16 protein-coding genes and 3 pseudogenes are annotated in these 20,758 nt (G+C 64.9%); 10 read left to right on the top strand and 9 right to left on the bottom strand.

From position 1 onward, the window contains the following. Positions 1–3: 3 nt before the first annotated feature. From JWS14_RS47915 to JWS14_RS47930, 4 genes are all read left to right on the top strand, one after another. Positions 4–576 (top strand): VOC family protein, encoded by a 573-nt coding sequence (locus JWS14_RS47915; protein ID WP_206017164.1) that lies wholly within the window; start codon positions 4–6, stop codon positions 574–576. A gap of 33 nt (positions 577–609) precedes the next feature. Further along, complete coding sequence (locus JWS14_RS47920) at positions 610–2,376, top strand: FAD-dependent monooxygenase (protein ID WP_206017165.1); 1,767 nt, start codon at positions 610–612, stop codon at positions 2,374–2,376. 40 nt (positions 2,377–2,416) lie between these two features. Next, complete coding sequence (locus JWS14_RS47925; protein WP_206017166.1) at positions 2,417–3,184, top strand: SDR family NAD(P)-dependent oxidoreductase; 768 nt, start codon at positions 2,417–2,419, stop codon at positions 3,182–3,184. A 426-nt stretch (positions 3,185–3,610) separates the two neighbouring features. Next, positions 3,611–3,922, top strand: a complete 312-nt coding sequence (locus tag JWS14_RS47930) for a YciI family protein (protein ID WP_206017167.1) — start codon at positions 3,611–3,613, stop codon at positions 3,920–3,922. Positions 3,923–4,065: 143 nt separating this feature from the next. On the opposite strand, the pseudogene JWS14_RS47935 reads toward JWS14_RS47930, so the two are convergent. Continuing rightward, positions 4,066–4,403, bottom strand: a pseudogene (locus tag JWS14_RS47935) (winged helix-turn-helix transcriptional regulator); the annotation flags it as partial. Between the two features lie 58 nt (positions 4,404–4,461). Here JWS14_RS47935 and JWS14_RS47940 point away from each other — a divergent pair. The 4 genes and pseudogenes from JWS14_RS47940 to JWS14_RS52145 all read left to right on the top strand — a co-directional run. Beyond that, entirely contained in the window at positions 4,462–5,073 is a 612-nt protein-coding gene (locus JWS14_RS47940) for a malonic semialdehyde reductase (protein ID WP_206017168.1), read from the top strand. 891 nt (positions 5,074–5,964) lie between these two features. Next, positions 5,965–6,540: pseudogene (locus tag JWS14_RS47945) on the top strand (integrase core domain-containing protein); the annotation flags it as partial. A 318-nt stretch (positions 6,541–6,858) separates the two neighbouring features. Continuing rightward, positions 6,859–10,128, top strand: coding sequence for a protein kinase domain-containing protein (locus JWS14_RS47950; RefSeq protein ID WP_206017169.1), 3,270 nt, complete (start codon positions 6,859–6,861; stop codon positions 10,126–10,128). Between the two features lie 86 nt (positions 10,129–10,214). Then, positions 10,215–10,388 (top strand): annotated as a pseudogene (locus tag JWS14_RS52145) (IS256 family transposase); the annotation flags it as partial. A gap of 1,122 nt (positions 10,389–11,510) precedes the next feature. On the opposite strand, the gene JWS14_RS47955 reads toward JWS14_RS52145, so the two are convergent. The 7 genes from JWS14_RS47955 to JWS14_RS47985 form a co-directional block, all read right to left on the bottom strand. Then, positions 11,511–11,678: a hypothetical protein gene (locus tag JWS14_RS47955; protein WP_158461371.1), complete on the bottom strand. Its 168-nt coding sequence runs from the start codon at positions 11,676–11,678 to the stop codon at positions 11,511–11,513. A 10-nt stretch (positions 11,679–11,688) separates the two neighbouring features. Beyond that, entirely contained in the window at positions 11,689–12,189 is a 501-nt protein-coding gene (locus JWS14_RS47960) for an N-formylglutamate amidohydrolase (RefSeq protein WP_206017170.1), read from the bottom strand. Positions 12,190–12,418: 229 nt separating this feature from the next. Further along, entirely contained in the window at positions 12,419–13,570 is a 1,152-nt protein-coding gene (locus JWS14_RS47965; protein WP_206017171.1) for a citrate synthase 2, read from the bottom strand. Between the two features lie 219 nt (positions 13,571–13,789). Beyond that, on the bottom strand, positions 13,790–14,551 hold the full coding sequence (locus JWS14_RS47970; RefSeq protein ID WP_206017172.1) for a 3-hydroxyacyl-CoA dehydrogenase: 762 nt from the start codon (positions 14,549–14,551) through the stop codon (positions 13,790–13,792). Between the two features lie 116 nt (positions 14,552–14,667). After that, positions 14,668–15,429, bottom strand: coding sequence for an SDR family NAD(P)-dependent oxidoreductase (locus JWS14_RS47975; protein WP_206017173.1), 762 nt, complete (start codon positions 15,427–15,429; stop codon positions 14,668–14,670). 84 nt (positions 15,430–15,513) lie between these two features. Further along, on the bottom strand, positions 15,514–16,392 hold the full coding sequence (locus tag JWS14_RS47980) for a MaoC/PaaZ C-terminal domain-containing protein (RefSeq protein ID WP_206017174.1): 879 nt from the start codon (positions 16,390–16,392) through the stop codon (positions 15,514–15,516). Positions 16,393–16,537: 145 nt separating this feature from the next. Further along, the gene (locus tag JWS14_RS47985) at positions 16,538–17,587 is read right to left on the bottom strand and encodes a phosphotransferase family protein (protein ID WP_206017175.1); all 1,050 of its coding nucleotides are present in this window, start codon (positions 17,585–17,587) and stop codon (positions 16,538–16,540) included. A gap of 131 nt (positions 17,588–17,718) precedes the next feature. On the opposite strand from JWS14_RS47985, the gene JWS14_RS47990 reads away from it, so the two are divergent. Next, positions 17,719–18,696: an NADPH:quinone oxidoreductase family protein gene (locus JWS14_RS47990; RefSeq protein ID WP_206017176.1), complete on the top strand. Its 978-nt coding sequence runs from the start codon at positions 17,719–17,721 to the stop codon at positions 18,694–18,696. 74 nt (positions 18,697–18,770) lie between these two features. Then, positions 18,771–19,391: a TetR/AcrR family transcriptional regulator gene (locus JWS14_RS47995; RefSeq protein ID WP_011599260.1), complete on the top strand. Its 621-nt coding sequence runs from the start codon at positions 18,771–18,773 to the stop codon at positions 19,389–19,391. Positions 19,392–19,503: 112 nt separating this feature from the next. Here the strand turns inward: JWS14_RS47995 and JWS14_RS48000 are convergent, their stop codons facing one another. After that, positions 19,504–20,634 (bottom strand): iron-containing alcohol dehydrogenase, encoded by a 1,131-nt coding sequence (locus JWS14_RS48000; RefSeq protein WP_241031917.1) that lies wholly within the window; start codon positions 20,632–20,634, stop codon positions 19,504–19,506. Between the last annotated feature and the right edge of the window lie 124 nt (positions 20,635–20,758).

Here is a 20,758-nt window from a genome sequence, read left to right on the forward strand (position 1 = left end):
CGGATGAGCACCAAACCCTATCTCGCGCACGTAGTTCTGCAGACCAGCCAGTTGGCGGAGATGCGCAACTGGTACAACACGGTCCTCGAGGCGCACACCGTCTACGAAGGACAGGGGTTGTGCTTTTTGACCTTCGATGAGGAGCACCACCGGCTCGCCCTCATACAGCCCCCCGTGCAGCTGGAAAAGAAGAACCCGGCAGCCTCCGGCATGCACCACACTGCCTACACCTTCGATCACCTCGACTCGTTGCTCGCACGTTATGCCGAGCTCAAGGAGCAAGGCATCACTCCGGTCGCGCCGGTGCAACACGGGGTGACGACCTCTCTGTACTACCGCGATCCGGACGGCAACTTCGTCGAACTGCAGGTCGACAACTTCCGCACCCCCGACGCGGCCACGGCCTACATGGAGGGCGAAGAGTACGGCCGGGACCCCGTCGGAGTCGGCTTCTCCCCAGACCTGATGATCACCGAACGGCGTGACGGGACGTCGGCGGAGGAGCTGCAGACCCGCGCCTGGGCGTTGAGCACCACACCGGACCTGCCGCCCCCGGCCGGAGCCCTGTCCTCCTGAACACGCCCTTCCGAGCACGAAAAGGAGACGTCGATGTCTCACCTTGAAGTACCCGTATTGATCGTCGGTGGCGGCGGCTGTGGCCTGTCGACATCGATCTTCCTATCCGAACTAGGGGTCGAGTCGTTGCTGGTGGAGCGGCATGCCGACACCTCACACCTACCCAAAGCCCACTACCTCAACCAGCGCACCATGGAGATCTTCCGGCAGTACGGCATCGCCGAGTCCGTCTACGCGGCCGGTGCCGGACCCGAACACTTCGGCAGCGTGCGCTGGACCACCTCACTCGGCGGCGACGGACCCCTTGACCGGCGCGTTTTCTACACAATGGACGCCTTCGGCGGCGGTGGCCTGTACGACACCTACGTCGCGGACAGTCCGGCCCTGTCGAGCAACCTGCCGCAGATCCGCCTGGAACCGATTCTGAAACGGCACGCCGAGGAACGCGCGCCCGGTCGGGTGCGATTCCAACACGAGCTGCTCACCATTACCCAGGATGACAGCGGCGTGACCGCCACCATCCAGGACCGCACCACCGCCGCCGTATACGAGGTGCGCGCGCAGTACGTGATCGCCGCGGACGGCGGCAAGACCGTGGGCGAGCAGATCGGGATCGCGCTGCACGGACCCAGCGGGATGCTGGACATGGTCGGCTGCCACTTCAAGGCCGACCTCTCCGCCTACGTCGACGACGGCTGTCTGATCACGTGGTTCATCGATCCCGACGGCTCAGGGGCTTGGGGAAGCGGCGGGATGGTCCCGATGGGACCGACCTGGGGCAAGCACTCCGAAGAGTGGCAGCTCAGCTTCGCCTTCGCCCCGGGCGACCCCGAGCGGTTCGACGAGGACATGATCGTCCCGCGACTCAAGGAACTACTCCGCCTGCCCGACCTGGAGATCGAAGTGTTACGCGTCAGTCACTGGGTACTGGAGGGCGTGCTGGCCGACCACTACCAGGTCGGCCGGGTGTTTGTCGCTGGCGACGCCGCGCACCGGCATCCGCCGACCACCGGACTCGGGCTAAACACCGCGATCCAGGACGCACACAACCTGGCCTGGAAACTGGCCGCAGTAATCAAGGAGCAGGCAGCGCCCGAGCTTCTGGACAGCTACGAGCTCGAACGGCAGCCGGTCGGGGCCCGCAACGTGGACTGGGCGATGTTCACCTTCCTCAACCACTTGGTCATCGACGCAGGGCTAGGGCTGGTGCCGGGTCAACCACCGGAGGCCAACCGCGCAGCGATGGAAGCCTTCTTCGCCGAGGGACCGCGGGGCGAGACGCGCCGGGCTCGCGCCGCCGAAGTCCTCCGCACGCAGCGGACCGAGTTCCAGGCCCACGACCTGGAACTCGGCTTCCGCTACGACCAGGGCGCGTTCGTCGCGGACGGGTCCGTGCCGCCAGCAAATGACCCGATGGGGACAAAGTACCTTCCCACAACTCGCCCCGGACACAGGCTTCCGCATGCTTGGCTGGAACGCGAGGGGCAGCGGCTATCAACACACGACCTCGTCGACCGGCACGGATTCCTGCTGCTCACCGATTCGACTGGCGGGGGACCGTGGTCGATGGCGGCCGAGGCGGCAGCGGAGAAGCTGGGTGTCCCGGTCACCGTGGCCGTGATCGGGGAGAGGGGCGACTTCGCCGACGTCGACGGGACCTGGGCGCGGCTTCGTGAGGTCGGTGAGGGCGGTGCCGTCCTGGTCCGGCCAGACAACCACGTCGCCTACCGGGCGGGAGAGCCGGTCGCCGATGCCAGCGACTCTCTGATGCAGGCGCTCGGCGCCGTGCTCAGCAGATGACCGCGCAGTCGCAGCAGTACCAGAACAGAGGAGAAAGATTATGAGCAGCATTGAGTCGAAGGTTCTGATCGTCACCGGCGCCCTCGGTGGCATCGGCGGTGCGACGGCCCGACTCCTGGCCGACGCAGGTGCCCACGTCGTCGCGAGTGACGTCATTGACTCCGGCGGCGCCGAGCTCGCCGAAGAGCTCTCCGCTCGCGGCGCCAAGGCGTCGTTCTTCGCGGCAGACCTCGCAGAGGAGGACCAGGCCCGCGCGCTCGTCGACCATGCCGTCGAACGTTTCGCCCGGCTGGACGGCGCGTTCAACAATGCCGGGGTGCCCCAGCACGAAAAGCTCCTCGTGAACCTCACGTCAGAGGAGTTTTCCAAGGTGATGCGAATCAACGTGCTGGGGGTATTCCACTGCCTGAAGCACCAGATGCTGGCCATGACCGATGGCGGCTCGATTGTGAACACGTCGTCGGGCCTGGGGGTCATCGCGATGCCCAACGCGGCGGAGTACATCGCCTCGAAGCATGCCGTGTGCGGTCTGACCCGTGCTGCCGCGGTCGAGGGCGGGCCCGACGGGATCAGGGTCAACGCACTTCTTCCGGGGATCGTGCGCACCCCCATGGTGGAGTCGGTCTTCGGCTCGTTGGACGCACCCGAGTTCCAGGAAGGGGTACGAGCTCTGCACCTGCTCGGCCGCCTGGCCGAGCCTGAGGAAATCGGCCAGGCGGCCCGCTGGCTGCTGTCCGACGAATCGTCGTTCGTCACTGGAGCGTTGATCCCAGTCGACGGCGGCGTAACAGCCGGTCGGCGGATGTGAAGCGCAGCAGCTGACGGCCAAACCGCAGTGCTCACTGGTGCCGAGATGGGAGCACTCCGGCGGTCCGGCAATGCAGCCGGATACCTGACGTGAGCAAGCAGCGGAAGGAGCGGTCGGGCTCGCCGCCGCGACGGACCCGGCGAGTGAGCTGCTCTTCGGCCTGATCCCGACCAAGGATGTGCGCTTGTCTACCGCTACGGCGGCGAAGTTCGAACTACGACTGGGCACGCTGCTGCTGCGGGGAAGCTATTCGCTGAAGCGTCGGCAGCGGACGCCGACGGGCGTGACTGCACCGGGCTCGCAGTCACCCTCGGTACCGACGCTGAGAAGGCCGCATCTCCGAGGCCCGTCGTCCCGCCTAGGGGAGGACGGGCATCCTACCCACCGACCGACCTACCAACATGTAATGCCGAAGGAGCATCGAACATGCCACTTTTCGCTCTCACCTACCGCTACATCGACGACGTCACCCTCATCACCGAGCACCGCCCCGAGCACCGTGCGTACCTCCGCCAGCTCGCCGATGCGGGTGAGCTTGTCTTGGCTGGCGGCTTGGGCGAGCCGGGTCCGCCCAGCGGACTACTCATCGTCGACGTTGAGTCCGTCAAACGCGTGGAGGAGCTCGCCGACAACGACCCTTTCCATGCGCGCGGCATCATCAAGGAGAGGTCGGTTCAGCGTTGGACCTTATCGATCGGCGAGGACCGTCTTGGCCTTCGTCCCGTGACTGCGCCCTAAAGACGGGACATCACAATAGTCCGTTGTGTCGGTCGTATCCGGCCGTCTCGGCGAAGGGTGCGTCGCGTACTCACGACCCAACAGACCCCCGCGCACAAACACCCTCCCCATCGTGGCGGATTCTTCGGGCTATGCCGACAGGTTTCGCGCGCCGGCGCCGTCACGGCGTTCAGGGACGGCAGGAGCGCCCGCCCGGCCGGCGTGAGTTCGTACGCGAGCGAGACCGGCGGGTATCCACCGAGCGCAGCACGAGTCCGGCCGAGGCTAGTTCGGCGAGCCGGTCGGACAGCACCGAATCGCTGATACCGCCCACTCCGCGCCGTAGCCCGGAGAACGTGGACGGTCCCTCCATCAGCACGCCCAGGATGACACCGCTCCAGCGCTTGCCGAGAAACGTGAAGGCGCGCGCGAGTGCCGCATCGCAGGCAAGGGGTTCGTGCGTCACTTCGCCATCGTCAGCCGCCCCTACACCCCTATCAATGGCGCTAGCTTCAGCCCTGTAACTGGTCGTTTAGAAGTAACAAGCAGAAAGGAAGTCAATGAGTCACGCAACTTCGTCAGGAAGAGGACTCGACGAGGCGGCACGCGCGCTGCTCTACACGGAGGCGCGCACCGCCAACAGTTTCGCTCCGACACCGGTGAGCGACGAGGAACTCGCGCAGATCTGGGAACTCGCGCGCTGGGCGCCGACGGGGGCCAATACGCAGCCGCTCCGGGTGCTGTTCGTGCGCACCGGTGAGGGCCGCGCTCGTCTGGTCGAGCACATGGAAGAGGGAAACAAGGCGAAGACCGCATCGGCGCCTGCCGTCGCCGTCCTCGCGGTCGACCCACGTTTCCACGACCACATCCCGGCACTGTTTCCGTTTCGTCCCGAACTCCGCGACGTGTTCGAGGGGAACGAACAGATACGCAAGCAGACCGGGGACTTCAACGCCGCCCTCCAGGCCGGCTACTTCATCCTCGCCGTGCGGGCGCTGGGTCTGGCGGCCGGACCGATGGGAGGATTCGACGCCGACGGGATCGACAAGGAGTTCTTCCCCGAGGGACAGTGGCATTCGACCCTGGTGGTCAACATCGGCCACCCGGGCGAGAACCCTTGGTTCGACCGGCTCCCCAGGCTCGATTCGACGGAATCGGTTTCCTGGGCTTGAAGTTCCGCCGTGTTAGGGCGCGCGGCGGTTGTTGCGTTTTCCGCGGCCCTCTAGTGGGGAGGCGGCACGGAGACGTCTCAGCGGCTATATGGGCGTGATTCCGAGATGGCTGCGGCCATGTGGCTAGTGCGGTGCGGGATAAGTAATTTGACGGTCAGGGCGAGAACGACTGGCACTCCCGTATATCCCTCGATGCGGCGAGGACATCCATAATCCGAGGTATTCCTCCGTCCCGATTAGACGTGAATCCCATGAACTCTCGTGAGTATCGCCAGTGGCGTCAGAGGCGCCGCGCTGCTTGGATCGAAGTCAACCGCAAACGCAAACATCCTGACGTCGAGGCAGAGCGTCTCATCGAGTTCGCCAGCATGTGGGCACCGTACGGTGGCCCTCCCGACGAGGAACTCCTTGTGCACTTCGGAATGACAACGCGCCGGTTCATCGAGAGATTGTGGCAGGTCATCCCTGAATCGAACTGTGTCCCAGACGAGATACGCAGTTTAGCAAGCGCATACCCGCACCGCCGACGAACGAGCGGTTCCTCACCCATTCCGGAGGCCCCTCGGCGATCTGTTACCTGGCCGGCCAAGGCGGCTGACGTTCCGACAGGTCCCAAGAACTTGCGAAAGAAATCAGAGTAAGCGAACTCAGGCAGGAAGAAGTGTGGAACAGCCGTAACGACAATGACCTTCTCGACTTTGCGCTTCTCTGGGATCCGCTTGGAGGGCCCGCTCCGGAAAACGTTGCAGCCGCCTTCTCAATCGACATGAGGGAGTACAACCACCGGCTCCGAGGCGCTGCGAGGCTCCAGATGGCCCGACTACAGCAAGGCATCACCTCTGCCGAGCACATCTATGGGCTGGCCGCAATTACAGCGCTTGAGCGGCAATCCGGTACGAGCACGACAAGCCCGGTGGCCTCGTCCACGTCGACATCAAGAAACTCGGTCGGATCCCCGACGGCGGTGGACACCGCAAACTGGGCCGCGCCGCCGGGCGCCGCAACCGGCTCCGGAGTCGGCTTCTCGTACCTGCACCACGCCGTCGACGATCATTCCCGGCTCGCGTACTCGGAGATCCTCGGCGACGAGAAGAAGGAGACCGCCCCCGGCTTCTGGATCCGAGCGAGAGACTTCTTCGCCGCCCACCACATCACTGCGACGCGGGTGTTGATGGGCAACGGCTCCTGTTACCGCTCAAAGGTGTTCGCAGATGCACTCGGGCCAGAGGTCACTCACAAACGAACCAGGCCGTACCGACCGCAGACCAACGGCAAGGTCGAACGCTTCAACCGGGCCCTCGCCGCAGAATGGGCCTACGCGGACACTTACGTCACCGACGCGGCCCGCTCGGCGACCTACCATGCTTGGTTGCATCATTACAATCATCACCGACCGCACACCGGGATCAGTCACCCATCGACCGCGTCCCCGTTCACAACGTCCCAGGAATTACAACTAGGGCGTGACCGGATGTTTTAGGCCGGATTTGGTGGAGGCGGTGACCGGTCTGGGGTTGCAGTGGGGTGGTGGTGGTCGGCGTTCGTCGACGACGAACCGGAAACTTGTGGACGCACTCCGGTCCAGCGGGTGCGGGCGCACTCGCTGGATGAGTGGCAGTGGTTGCCGGTCGGCGAGGTGGCGCGCTAATGCGGTCGGCGCCACCAATCGGGCGATATCCTTGAGGGGCGCTCTCCAGAGGTGAGTCCACGGAGGGAACGGGTGCTGGTCGTGCCGCCGGGACCAGTGCGTAGGCACATGAGCCGACGGAGTGAGTAGACCGTCCGATGAGTGAAGGTGATCCGCTCGATACTCAGCGGTACCCGCCCTCCCCAGCCGCGGAGTTGGCAGGAACCGGCTTTGGCAATGCCGAGGAGATCGGCCGGGGTGGTTTTGGTGTGGTCTACCGCTGCACGCAGGAGGAGCTGGAGCGCACGGTGGCGGTGAAGGTGCTCACTGTGGAACTCGACGAGGAGAACCGGGCTCGATTCTTTCGGGAGCAGCGGGCGATGGGGCGGCTGACCGGGCACCCGAACATTCTCAACATTTTGCAGGTCGGGGCCACCGACAGCGGCCTTCCCTACATCGTGATGCCGTATCACCCGCAGGATTCCCTCGACGCACTCATCCGTCGCGGCGGTCCCCTGCCGTTGGGTGAGGCACTCCGGCTGGGGGTGAAGATCGCCGGCGCGGTGGAGACGGCGCACCGGCTCGGCATCCTCCATCGCGACGTCAAACCCGCGAACATCCTGCTCACCGACTACGGCGCGCCGGAGTTGGCCGACTTCGGCATCGCGCACATCGCCGGCGGCTTCGAGACGGCTACCGGCGCCGTCACCGGGTCGCCGGCCTACACCGCTCCGGAGGTGCTCGAGGGTGACCCGCCAAGTCCGGTTGCCGATGTCTACGGCCTCGGCGCCACCCTGTTCAGTGCCCTGACCGGGCATGCCGCATTCGAGCGTCACAGCGGTGAGCAGGTCGTCGCCCAGTTCCTGCGAATCACCACGCAAGAAGTGCCCGATTTGCGTGAGTACGGGATCCCCGAGGATGTGTCCGCTGTTATCGCCCGGGCGATGTCCCGCGAGCCCGATCAGCGTCCGCCGTCCGCCGCCGACTTCGGAGAGGAACTGCGACGGCTTCAACTCGATCATGGCTTTCCGGTCGACGAGATGCCCCTACGAGCCGAACCCGACACACAGGGCAACGACCAGCGGCCAAGGCAGCCAGAGGGGCAACCGCGGCGCACAGGTGCCTCCACTCCGGGTGCGATGGGGAATCTTCCCCTGGAGCTGACCAGTTTCGTCGGCCGTCGACATGAGCTCACCGAGGCGAGGAACATGCTCGCAGGGTCGCGGCTGGTGACGTTGACGGGGATCGGGGGTGTGGGCAAGACGCGGCTGGCGATGCGGGTGGCGGCAAGTGTCCAACGCGACTACGCCGACGGTGTGCGCCTGGCCGAGTTGGGTGAGCTGCGTGACGAGTCATCGCTGGTCGATGCGGTGGCTGCGGCCGTGGGGGTACGGGACCACTCGGTGAGGCCGCTGCGGGAGGTCCTCCTGGAACAGTTGGCGGCACAGACACTGTTGCTGATGCTCGACAACTGCGAACACGTGGTGGACGCCGCCGCGGAACTCGCCGACAACCTGCTGCGGATGTGTCCGGGACTCCGGATACTGGCCACCAGCCGTGAACCCCTGGGCATTGGGGGGGAGGCAGTGGTGCGGGTTCCCCCGCTGTCCGTCCCGGATCCCGAGCGGCAGCCCTCGTTGCGGGCGTTGCCGAAATACGATGCAGTGACCCTCTTCGTCGAACGCGCCGCTTCCACCGTTCCCGGGTTCGTACTCACCGAGGACAACGGGGCAACGGTGGCGGGCATCTGCCACCGGCTCGACGGGTTGCCGCTACCGATCGAATTGGCTGCGGCCCGGTTGCGGGCGATGTCGCCCCAGCAGATCCTGGGGCGGCTGACCGACCGCTATACCCTGCTGACCCGCGGCAGCCGGAGTGCGCCGACACGGCAACAGACGCTGCGACTGTGTATCGACTGGAGCTTCGAGTTGTGCACCGCCGGTGAACAACTGGTGTGGGGTCGGGTGGCGGTCTTCGCGGGAAGTTTCGAACTCGATGCGGCAGAGCAGGTGTGCGGCGCCGACCTCGAACCGGACGAGTTGCTCGACACGCTGACCTCCCTGGTGGAGAAGTCGATCCTGATCCGGGAGGAATCCGGGTCGGTGGTGCTGTTCCGGATGCTCGAGACCCTCCGCGAATACGGTTACGAGAAACTCGAGCAGACCGGTGAATCCCTACCCGTGCGCCGCAGGCACCGGGACTGGTCTGAGGCATTGGCGCTCGAATCGGAAGCCGAGTGGATCAGCGCCCGCCAACTCGACTGGATCGCCCGCCTGACGCGGGAACAACCGAACCTGCGGGAGGCCCTCGAATTCAGCGTCGACGATAACCCCGCCGCCGGCCTGCGCACCGCCGCCGCACTGTTCTCGTTCTGGACCTCCCAGGGCCTCTACAACGAGGGGCGGCGCTGGCTCGACCAACTGCTCGCCCGTCAGAGCGGCCCACCCACTCTCGAGTGGGTCAAGGCGCTCTACGTCGACAGCGTAATGGCGAACGTTCAGGGTGACCTCCAGACCGGTGCCGAACTCGTGGCGGCGGCGCGAATGCTGGCGGGGCAGACCAGCGACCTCATGATAAGCGCCTTCGCTGACTGCGCTGACGGCATGCTGGCCCTCTACAGTGGTGATTTCACGCGCGCGTGCTCTCGCATGGAAACCGCACTTGCGGAGTTCAGCAAGCGGAAGGATCGCACACTCGAAACCAGTGTCCTGTTCTCGTTGGGTGTGGCCTATGGGCAGCATGGGTCGACGGATCAGGCAATCTCGTGCCACGCGCGTGTGCTCGCGATTACTGAAGTGCACGGCGAGAAGATGTACCGGTCGTACTCATTGTGGGCCATGGGTATTGCCGTCTGGCAGCAAAATAATGTAGATCATGCGATCCAGCTCTTCGAGCAATCGCTGGAGTTGACCAGAAAAGTGCATGGCCCGCGTGTCGCCATCTCATGCCTCGAGGTGCTGGCCTGGATCGCGTGCGACCGGCACGATCCATCGCGGGCTGCGGTTCTGCTGGGAGCCGCGGACGGGTTGGCACGGTCGGTGGGCAGTGCCGTTGTCCTTCATTCCAATCTGCTTGTCTACCACGAGAACTATGAACAGACGGTCCGTCACAAGCTTGGAGACAAGCCATTCGGAGCGGCTCACCGCAAAGGCGAACAGCTCGGCTTCGACGCGGCCATCGCCTACGCCCTCCACGAACAACAGTCCGCCGCCTCCACGCTCCACACCGACGCGTCGACGCGACTGACCAACAGAGAACGCCAAGTCGCAGACCTGATCGCCGAAGGCCTGACCAATCAGGCCATCGCCGACCGCCTGGTGATCTCACCCCGCACCGCACAAGGCCACGTCGAGCACATCCTGGCCAAACTAGGTTTCACCTCCCGGACACAGGTCGCAGCCTGGGTCGTGGAGCAGGCGCACGACTAGCCTCGTTTACCGGACGTGACCGCTAAACTTTGGGAACTATGACAACGTGACAGACGACGGTCGCGATAGGGTTGATCTTGCCTTGGTCGATGCGAGCGAGGGGCCACCCGAGCAGCCCGCTCTCAAGTGTTTTCTGCCTCGCCACCCGGGCGCTGGACCCCACGGGTCAGGGAAGAGCACGATGGGTGACGAGGTGGAAGCCGGTCCTCAGCGCGTTTGCTGTCACATCGGAAGGCCCAATCACCCCAACTGTGATCTAGATTCATGCGCCAGAACTGGATCCACGGATGTTCGGACAGTCCCACTCGCCGTTTTCGCACCTCTACGCGGTCGGGGTAGCGGTGATACTGGCCGACGCTCGGTCCGAGACTGCCACCGTGTCCTTCCGAAGCCAAGCGGGAAAGCCAATCAAAAGGAGCCAGCGCACCTCGAGTCTTGTTCATGAGATTGCCGCGGAGTGGCCCGCCCGTACGACGGTGCCATCGTACGGGCGGGCATCCCCCGACCCCGCCCCAACGAGCGGAGCGGTTTCTTGGGGTGCAGCACTGATCCCTCAAAAGGGGGCGCGTGTTTCCTGTCTGCGCGGGGTGCTGCCTGCGTGTGCGAGTGAAGTTTGTTCGGAAACGTGTTCGGCGGCCTGCTTCCGCGGTTCGGCTGTTTTCTACGTCACAAGTGTGAGGTGCTCTGCGAGGTTGCGCATGGGTAGTTCGGCGTATGCCCGTACCTGTTTCTATGCGGGTTGCTGTTCATGCCAGCCCTCGATCTTCCTGAGATAGGCGGGCGCCGAGTTCGCGGCGGACGTGCTCGAGGCGGTCCGGGAGTGCCAACGGACACGTTCGCCTCCTCCCGGCGGTCAACTCCGGATGGACGAACATAATTTCTCCGAGGTGGTCAACGATCGCGACGCGCTGACTGACACGCAGAGGTAATCACTGGGCGGGTTCCGCCCGAGGTGGGTTGGGTCACCACGCAAATCCACCGACCGAAGGATCCCTACAACCAATCTGGCAGGGAAGTGATAGAGATCTTGCACAATGTTGCTGCTGTGGATCCCGCCACAGTTCGGGTCCGCAGCGCAAGGAGGCGAGGACGGGACGGGTGTGCAGGCCAGAGGGTGCGTGCGCCGCGCCGCCCTCACCGACCTCGGCCACCCTGCGCACGATGCCGGGGAAAGGTCGGTGACGGAGCGGTGGTCGGCGCAGGCGGCGGCCCGCAGTCGTAGCAGCGCCTCGGCGGCAGGAATATCGAGCCGGCCCTCGGCATGGCGAAGACATGCTCGAGCGAGGCAGACCACCTCGGCCACCACTCGCCACGGTTGACGGAGCGGCACATCGCGATCCGCGACGCACACTGAACTCCGCTGCGACGGGGGACGGTGACATCTACGACGCTCGTGCGCGAGCGAGCCAGTTCGCGGTCTCGGCCGCGACGTATTGCGCGACCGCGGCCGGAAGCCGGGCAGTTCGGCGAGGCGACACCGCGGAACGGCGGAGACGGGAGGTGGTCTTCTTCGTCGTGTGCACGACCACTCCGGAGATCAAGTCGCGCATCCTGGCGGGGTCAGGCAGTTGTGGGAATGGTGATCTCAGCTCTGCCGTCAATTGCAGAGAGCAGATAGTGCGGGCAGGTGACCACCTGCCGGGGCACGGGAATCGCCTGACGGTCGGTGTCGAGGTAGAGGCGATATGCGAGCTGCCCGCGTCGGTGGCTGCCGGTCTCCGGGTCGACGGCGCCGAGGAAGTACCCCTGCGCGGCGTCGAGGGTCGAGAAGCTCGCCCGCGCCCACTCGGCGGGCTCCGCGGGCGGCAAATGCCGTGGCCGGCCCGTCGCAGGGTCGACGGTGTGCACGACGACCGTGACGGCGAACCCGGCTACCGCAGGGAACCACTCCTCGGCTGCGACGTCGAACGGTGCGATGGACGTGTGAATGCGCAGCTCGATGTCCCTTTCGGTGCGCGCCGGCGTCGTGATGATGTGTGGATCCGCCGCTGCATCCTGTGCGGCCAGGTTCGGCAGCCCCTGGTGGCCGTCGGCGCGGATGCTGCCGGGATCAGCGGACATGGGGCAAGCGTACGGGCCGCCGGTACACGGCCCGCGGGGTGACGGCGATTCGTCCGACGACGGGTGGTCCGGCAGAACGAGTGATTTGACCTGCACTGACGGCAGGTCCCTGGAGGGAGGCCTCCAGGGACACGGACTTGTTGCTCCCAGCTCCCAGGGGTCACGTTCGAGTATCTGGCCCGAACTGACTCCGATCCCTCGTCTCATCCATCACGTGGACGTCGAATGGTCAGTTGGTGTGGGCGATCTGGTCCCAGCCCTCGACGGATTCGGGGGTGCGGGGTGCGGGTCCGGTGTAGATGGCGGCGGGGCGGACGAGCTTGCCGAGGCGCTTCTGCTCGAGGATGTGGGCGCACCAGCCGGCGGTGCGGCCGCAGGTGAACATCGCGGGCATCATGTGCGCGGGGACCTCGGCGAAGTCGAGGATGACCGCGGCCCAGAATTCGACGTTGGTTTCGATGGCCCGGTCGGGGCGGTGTTCGCGCAGTTCGGCGAGGGCGGCCTGCTCGAGGGCGGCGGCCGCCTCGTAGCGGGGGGCGTTCAGGCGTTTCGCGGTGGCACGGAGCACCCGGGCGCGGGGGTCTTCGGCGCGGTAGACGCGGTGCCCGAAGCCCATCAGCTTTTCCTTGCGGTCGAGGATGCCCTTGACCAGGGCGCGGGCGTCGCCGGACTTTTCGGTGTCCTCGATCATCGGCAGGACGCGGGCGGGGGCGCCGCCGTGCAGGGGGCCGGACATCGCGCCGATCGCCCCGGACAGGGAGGCGGCGACGTCGGCGCCGGTGGAGGCGATGACGCGGGCGGTGAAGGTGGAGGCGTTCATGCCGTGTTCGGCGGCGGAGACCCAGTAGGCGTCGATGGCGGCGACGTGGGCGGGGTCGGGGTCGCCTTTCCAGCGGACCATGAACCGTTCGGTGACGGTTTTCGCCTCGTCGATGCGTTTCTGCGGGACGGCGGGCTGGTAGATGCCGCGGGCGGACTGGGCGACGTAGGACAGGGCCATCACGGAGGCGCGGGCGAGTTGTTCGCGGGCGGTGTCGTCGTCGATGTCGAGGAGGGGCTGGTATCCCCAGATGGGGGCGAGCATGGCGAGGCCGGCCTGGACGTCGACGCGAACGTCGCCGGTGTGCACGGGCAGCGGGAACGGTTCGGCCGGGGGCAGTCCGGGGCCGAAGCGGCCGTCGACGAGCAGGGCCCACACGTTGCCGAAGGTGACGTGCTTGGAGACGAGTTCTTCGATGTCGACGCCGCGGTAGCGCAGGGCGCCGCCGTCCTTGTCGGGTTCGGCGATGTCGCTGGTGAACGCGACCACGCCTTCCAAACCGGGGTTGAAATGCTCGGACACTTCGGGAGTTCGGCTGGTGATAACCGATGGTGCGTTCATCGTCGTATTTCTTTCACTTGTGGTGGCTTGGCCGACTGCTTCTGCAGAGCAAGAGCTGCGACCCGTGTGGTGTTCCCCGCCCGTTGAACGGCGGGGACGCGGTCTCGTGAGTCGAAGCAGTCGGCGGTGTGATGACACTGTCGACGCCAGCCTTCAAGGGTAGGCATCCGAATGCCGTGCCCGCTGAGAAGGTATGCTGGGCATACGCTCCGGGTTTTGTCAGCGTGGTGACATGCGGATTGCGCCGTCGAGTCGGATGGTTTCACCGTTGAGCATCGGATTGGAGACGATATGCGCCGCAAGGGATCCGTATTCGGAGGGATCGCCCAGGCGCGACGGGTGGGGGACCTGCGCTCCGAGCGATCTTTGTGCCTCCAGCGGAAGTGACTCGAGGAGTGGGGTCTTGAACAATCCCGGGGCGATGGTCACGACGCGGATCATGAGCGAGGCTAGATCGCGTGCGATGGGCAGGGTCATGCCGGCGACTCCGCCCTTGGAGGCGGAATACGCGGCTTGACCGATCTGACCGTCGAAAGCGGCAACCGATGCGGTGTTGATGATGACGCCGCGTTCGCCGTCGATGGGTTCGGTCTGGGCAATGCGCTCGGCGGCGAGTCTGAGGACGTTGAACGTGCCGACAAGGTTCACCGACACAACTTTGGCGAAATCGGCGAGCGGAAAGGGCCCGGACTTGCCGACGGTCTTGATCGCGTTGGTGATGCCGGCGCAGTTGATCGCCACGCGTACCGGGCCAAGGGTCTCCGCCACATCAAGGGCGGAGGAGATGGCTTGTTCGTCGGTGACGTCTGCGGCTACGAATCTGACTCGGTCACCGAGCCGTTCGGCTATCGACTCGCCGTGTGAGGCGGGAAGGTCGACGATGACCACTGCTGCGCCTTCGTGGAGAAGTGACTTCGCTGCGGCCAGGCCGAGGCCCGAAGCGCCTCCGGTGATCACACAGACACTGTCCGGAATGAGCATTGTTGCGACTCCTTTTATTGGATCTGATCGGTACGCCATCGGTTCCGAAGAACAGGTGACGGATGGGAACGGGCAACGGGAAAGATCGGTCGGGCTGGATCGGCGTGCTGGCTGGGTCAGGCGATCGACATACCGCCGTCGACGGCGATTGTCTGTCCTGTGACGTAGCCCGCAGCGGGAGAGGCCAACCACACCACGGTCGCGGCGAGTTCGTCGGGAGTGCCAATGCGCCCGAGGAGCATCCGCGGCTGCAGGCTTTCGAGGTACCCGGGTTTGTATTGTGCGGTCATCTCGGACTCGAAGAATCCTGGGGCAACTGCGTTGACACGGATACCTTTCCGTGTGCCCCACTGTTGCGCGAGGTCGCGGGTGAGGCCTATGACGCCAGCTTTGCTGGAGCTGTAGGCAGCCTGTGGAAGGGAGGCCGTTGTCAGGCCCAGGATGCTCGTGATGTTGATGATGGCACTACCTGGCTCCATCACGGATGCTGCTGCTTGCGCGGCCCAGTACGTCCCGTGGAGGTTGATTTCCATCACCGAGGTGAACTGTTCGGGTGTTTCCCGCAGCGCTGGCACTGCGGTTCCTATACCTGCATTGTTGATCAGCACGTCCACTCGGCCGAAGGTGTCGATCGCGGCGTCGATCATGGCCGTGCACTCTTGCGGTGAGGTCACGTCGGTGACCACCGTGTGCGCCCGCTGTCCCGTCTCTTCGACCATGTTTGCGGTGGTGGCCAGTTTGTCGGCGCGGCGTGCGGCGAGGACTAGATCGGCGCCTGCCTCGGCGAACGCTCGCGCGAACGCGACACCTAGTCCTGAGGATGCCCCGGTGACGACGACTACCTTGTCGTCGAAGCGGAATTGTTCCAAGATCGACATTGACGAATTCCTTTTGTAGCGGTGTGCGGGTGGAAGCGCGTCGAAGCACGAAAGCTTTGTGTAGAGCGGGCCTTCTGCAGGTCGTCAGGACGGAAGTTCGAAGGTGATGGTGCCGTCCGAGATCGCCGATGTGCCGTTGGTGTCCTGGACGTCGAAGGCAACGGAGTCCTCTGATAGATCCGCCGTGCTGACCGTGAGCGTGGCACCGGGAAATACCGGTCCGGTGAACCGGCAGCCGATACCGGTGACCACCGCCCCTGCGGGGAGGGCGCCGGCACGAGAAATGGTTGAGACCGCCCGCGCGAGCGTCTCGGTACCGTGCAGGACGGTGTCGGGAAGTCCCGCAGCGTGCGCCACGCGGATATCGGTGTGGATGGGATTCCAAATCCTCGCGCACTCGGTGTAGATGACCGCGTTGGTTGCGTCGACCGTGAACTTCGCGATGGGGGCGAGGTCGGTGTCGGATCGTGGGGTGACTTCATGCGGGTGGTCGGGTGTCTTGGAGCCTTCGAGGCGTACGCCTCGGTAGAGCATGTGGAGGAGCGTTGTGACGAGTAACTCGCCATCCGACGAGTAGGTCCGGAACCTGGTGGCGATGAGGGTTGCGTCGGTGCGTGCCTCTGCCAGGTACAGTTCGGCCTCGGTTCGGACCCGTTGCGCCGGCCGCAGGGGAGCATGCAACCGCATCTGATGGGACACGTGCAGGCCCAGTCTCAGAGTGTTGACGGTCAGTTCTATTCCCGGCGCGCCGTGTTCGACGAGCGGCCATTCGATGCACACGGGAAAGACTGGATGGCCGATGATTCCGCCGCTGTGCTCGAGGTCGAAGAACTCGGGCCGGGTGTCGCCGACCGACGCGGCGTAGGCGCGGAGCCACCGGTCGTCGATCACGTGCTCGACCGCTCGAACGAGGCCGGGGGTGTCCGCGGGGACCACGCGGATGATGCGATCCTCGGTGATCACAGGGGGACGCCCCTGTCAGCGGACCCAAGGGGGTGAACGAGGCATGCCGCCGGGTAGTGGGGTCGCGTGCCTTGGGTCGGGGTATCGCTGCGGTGGCGGGCGAGTGCCTGCTGGATTGTGCGTGTACTCATGGTTCCCCCGGGTGTCAGGTGGCGAGTTGGCGTAGCCCGCGGGCTACAAGGACGCGGACGGCTTCGTCCAGACCCAGCGAGCTGCGCTGGGCCATGTGCCCGTCGGTGAATCGGGCGTCGACTCCCGCGAGGATCACCGCGAGCTTCATCGCGCCCATCGCGACGTAGAAGTTCAGGTTGTCGAGATTGCGGCCACTGACCGTGGAGTAGTGCTCGGCGATGTCAGCGGCCGACATGAACCCGGGGTGTGCAGTGACTCCGAGAGCGACCGGGATGAGCGCGCGCTCCTGGTCATCGAGATCGTGCCAATAGGTCAATGCCAGTCCAAGATCGGCGAGTGGGTCGCCGAGCGTCGACAGCTCCCAATCCACGATCGCGTTGATGTGGGGGTCACGTGGGCCGAGGTCGAGGATCATGTTGTCGAGGCGGTAATCGCCATGAACGATGGCGACGTCACTCGTCGCAGGTATCTGTTCGCCGAGCTTGGTGAAGAGTGCATCCATGTCGGGCAGCTCCTGCCGACTCGATTGCTGCCACTGCTGTCTCCAGCGCCGCACCTGACGCTCGTTGAATCCGTTGGGGCGGCCGAAGTCGCCGAGACCGACGTCGTCCGGAACCAGGGCGTGGAGGTCCGAAAGCGCGTTCACAAGGGCTGTGGAAAGCCATTGCCGTTGGGGCATCGCCAGTGCTCCGGTGTCCTCGTGGGTTCGAAGCACTGCGCCGGCGACGTCGGACATTACATAAAAGGTTCCGCCGAGGACGGAGTTGTCGGAGCACAGGGCGAGGGGTTCGGGAACCGGCACGCGCGTGGGATGTAGGGCGACGAGCAGTGTCCATTCGCGGTGCATGTCGTGGGCGCTGGGTAGGACGCCGCCCAGGGGTGGTCGTCGCAGGATGACCGATTGGTCCTGGAACCGCAGTCGGTATGTCAGGTTCGACAGGCCTCCGGAGATGGGTTCTGCGTACCAGCCGGCGAGATCGAATCTGTCCCCGACGGCGGATCGGAGCCATCGGTCCACAGGTGCCCTCGGAAGCCCGACGACTTCGTCTAACTGTTCTTTCACGTCCGCCACCCTTCTATCTTAACTGAATGATCGGTACACTAAGGCTGGCGATCTTACTCGTCAAGATTCAGATGCCAGGAAGATCAATAACTGTACGATCGGTACAGGGAGTCGAACGTGAGGAAACCAACGTGAAAGCAGTACAGATCTCGACGCTGGATGGTCCCGGTGCGGTGGAGTTCGTCGATCTCGACGAGCCTGTCGCGGCGGTCGACGAGATTGTCATCGACGTGAAGGCTGTAGGTGTGAGCTTCGTCGACGCTTTGATGACGCGCGGCAAATACCAGGTGCGGCCGGAACTGCCGTTCGTGCCGGGAGTTGAGGTCGCAGGTCTCGTGCGTTCCGCCCCGGACGGTGCGTCGGTCAAGGCTGGTGACCGCTGCGCCGCGTACATCCCTCGTGGGGGATATGCCGAGGTCGTGGTGGCCAAGCCCTCAGTGACATTTCCGCTGCCGGACGAGTTGTCGTTCCATCAGGGTGCGGCGTTCGCGATGAACTTCCAAACCGTGCACTTCGCGCTGGTTCGGCGGGGGCGTGTGAAGGCGGGGGAGCACGTGCTCGTGCACGGAGCGGCCGGAGGTGTGGGCACCGCGGCCATCCAGGTCGCGAAAGGCCTGGGAGCGATGGTGACCGCTGTTGTCGATTCTGATGCCAACGTCGGGGTTGCTGAGTCCGCGGGGGCCGACGCCGTCGTGGTGGCGGGTGACGGTTGGGCTGAGGCTGTCCGGGCGGTTGCTCCAGGAGGCGTGGACGTGACGGTGGACCCGGTAGGAGGCGACTTCTTCGCCGACTCGATCCGGCTCCTGCGTCGGGAAGGCCGCCACCTGGTGATCGGATTCGCTGCCGGAGGCATCCCCGAGATCGCGGTCAATCGCCTGTTGCTGAAGAATATCGATGTCGTGGGCGTGTACTGGGGCGGCTTCATCGAGCAGGACGAGTCCATCGCGGCGGAATCCGCCGCTGAGCTCACCCGGCTGGCACGGGAGGGGTTCATCAGACCTGTCGTGGGAAACGTGTACCCGTTAGCCGCCGCGGCGAAGGCGCTCACCGCGATGGAGGACCGTACCGCTACCGGAAAGGTGGTTCTCGCGGTCGATGTAGTGGACTAATCGACCAGAGTGCTCTGAACTTCTGGCGAAGGGTGTAGGCCTGCGGCCTGATGAACAAGCGAAGGGACCATCAAATGTCTGATGTCAAGCTGGGTAGTTCGACGCGTCGAACTACCCGCATCGGCGTGGAATCCAGGCAGCGCATCATGGATGCGGCGGCCAAACTCTTCGCTGAGAACGGCTACCACGGCACCGGTGTCGAGGAGATCTCGAAGGAAACCCAGCTTGGCAAGGGCGCGCTCTATCACCACATCGGGAACAAGGAAGCAGTGTTGTTCGAGATCTGCCACACGCGCATGGCGGACCTGCTGACGCAGTCGGGCCGGGTCCTGGCGATGGACAGCACCTACCAGGAGCGGTTTCGGGAACTGATGCGTGTGGCGTTGCGCAACATCGCCGACAACGTGGTGGAGTGGACGGTGTCGTTCCAAGAGTTCAAGGCCCTGACTGGGCAGCGACGTGTCGTGATCCAGGAGGCCCGCGAACGATACGAGAGCATGGTGGTCGAGGTCTTGGAGGGCGGTGCCAGGGCAGGTGAGTTCCGGGTCCTGGACCCCCTGGTCACAAAGGGTATTCTCGGTCTCTACAACTACTCGTACTCGTGGATCCGTCCAGACGGTGATCGGACTCCAGAGGAGATCGCGGACCTGTTCAGCGACTCGTTGCTGGAGGGAGTGCTCGAGCGGGACCTCTGAGAGCATGAGGGCCGGCTCCCTGCGGTGACGAAGGAGGAGGCCCCGGGCGGATCGCCCGGGGCCTCCTCCTTCGTTATCGGCTGGCAGCCGCGCTATACGGGCGCATCCGCACTCACCACACGGTTTCGAGCAGCTCGTACACCACCGTCTCGTCCACCGGCCGGGGCGACTCACGCACCACGATGTCGCCCAGGGTGGCCCGCGCCACTCCGTCCATCTTGTCGCGCCCCACCCCGAAATCGGAGACCCGGCGAGGGACCCCGAGTTCGTCGAGGATCCGTTCGAGCCTGTCGGCCGCCGGAAGGTCTTCTCCGTCGCCTTGAACCTGCGCCAGCGACTGAGCCATGCGTGCCTGTTCGGCGGACGTCACCGGCTCGAGGAAGCGCATGACGTGGGGAAGCATGATGCACGAGGTCACCCCGTGCGGGATGCCCACGGCCCCGAGCTGATGACCGATCGCGTGGGACAGACCCAATGACACGTTGTGGACTCCGATGATCGACATCCACGCGGCCTCGAGACACTTCAGCGCGGCCTCGTAATCATGCGGATCCTTCGCCGACCGGGGCAGGTTCTCGGCCAGCATCGTCAGGGCCCCATTCGCCAACGCCGTGGTGAAGGGGTGGGCGTTCTTGGCGTAGGCGGTCTCGACCGCGTGGTCGAGCGCACGCACTCCGGTGGTGGCCCAGAGGTCGCGAGGGGTGTGAGCGCAGAACTCGGGATCGAGGAAAACGACCTGCGGCGTCGCTTCGAGGTAGACGGTCAGGTCCTTGGTGTCGCGGGTGTGGTCGACGGAGCCGGCGAAACCGTCCCATTCCGCTGCGGAGAGCGTCGTGGGCACCGCGAAGACGGGGATGGGTTTCCCGGTGAGGGGCTTTTGACGGATCGTGTTCGGGTACTCGAATACCAGGTAATTGCGGGCGAGGTCCTCGACCGACTCCGAACCTTCGCAGAGCCCGATCGCTGCCAGCTTCGCGGCGTCGACCGGTGACCCCCCGCCCACAGCGACGAATGCTTCTGCCTGCGCAGACTTCGCCGCTGTGATCAGGTCGACGATGAGGTCCACGGGATTGTGGGCCTTGACCTGGTTGTATGTCCCGACCACTCGGTCGCCGAGGTCGGCCGCCAGTGCTGCGAAGGCCTCACTCGACCCCACCGAGTGGCCTGTCACCAGAAATACACGCTTGAGGTCGCGGCGGTCGAGTTCGGTGCCGATTTCACGGACCGCGCCAACCCCTTGCACGACCGTCTCCACTCGCGGCATTTCGAATTTCACAATCTCCGGCATGACCAAACACTCCAAGTCTCTGTTCGTGAACGCACGGTTGCGCGACCACAAAAAATGTACCGTTCATTCAAGGGAGAGT

This window comes from Rhodococcus koreensis, assembly GCF_017068375.1.
GTDB lineage: Bacteria > Actinomycetota > Actinomycetes > Mycobacteriales > Mycobacteriaceae > Rhodococcus_F > Rhodococcus_F koreensis.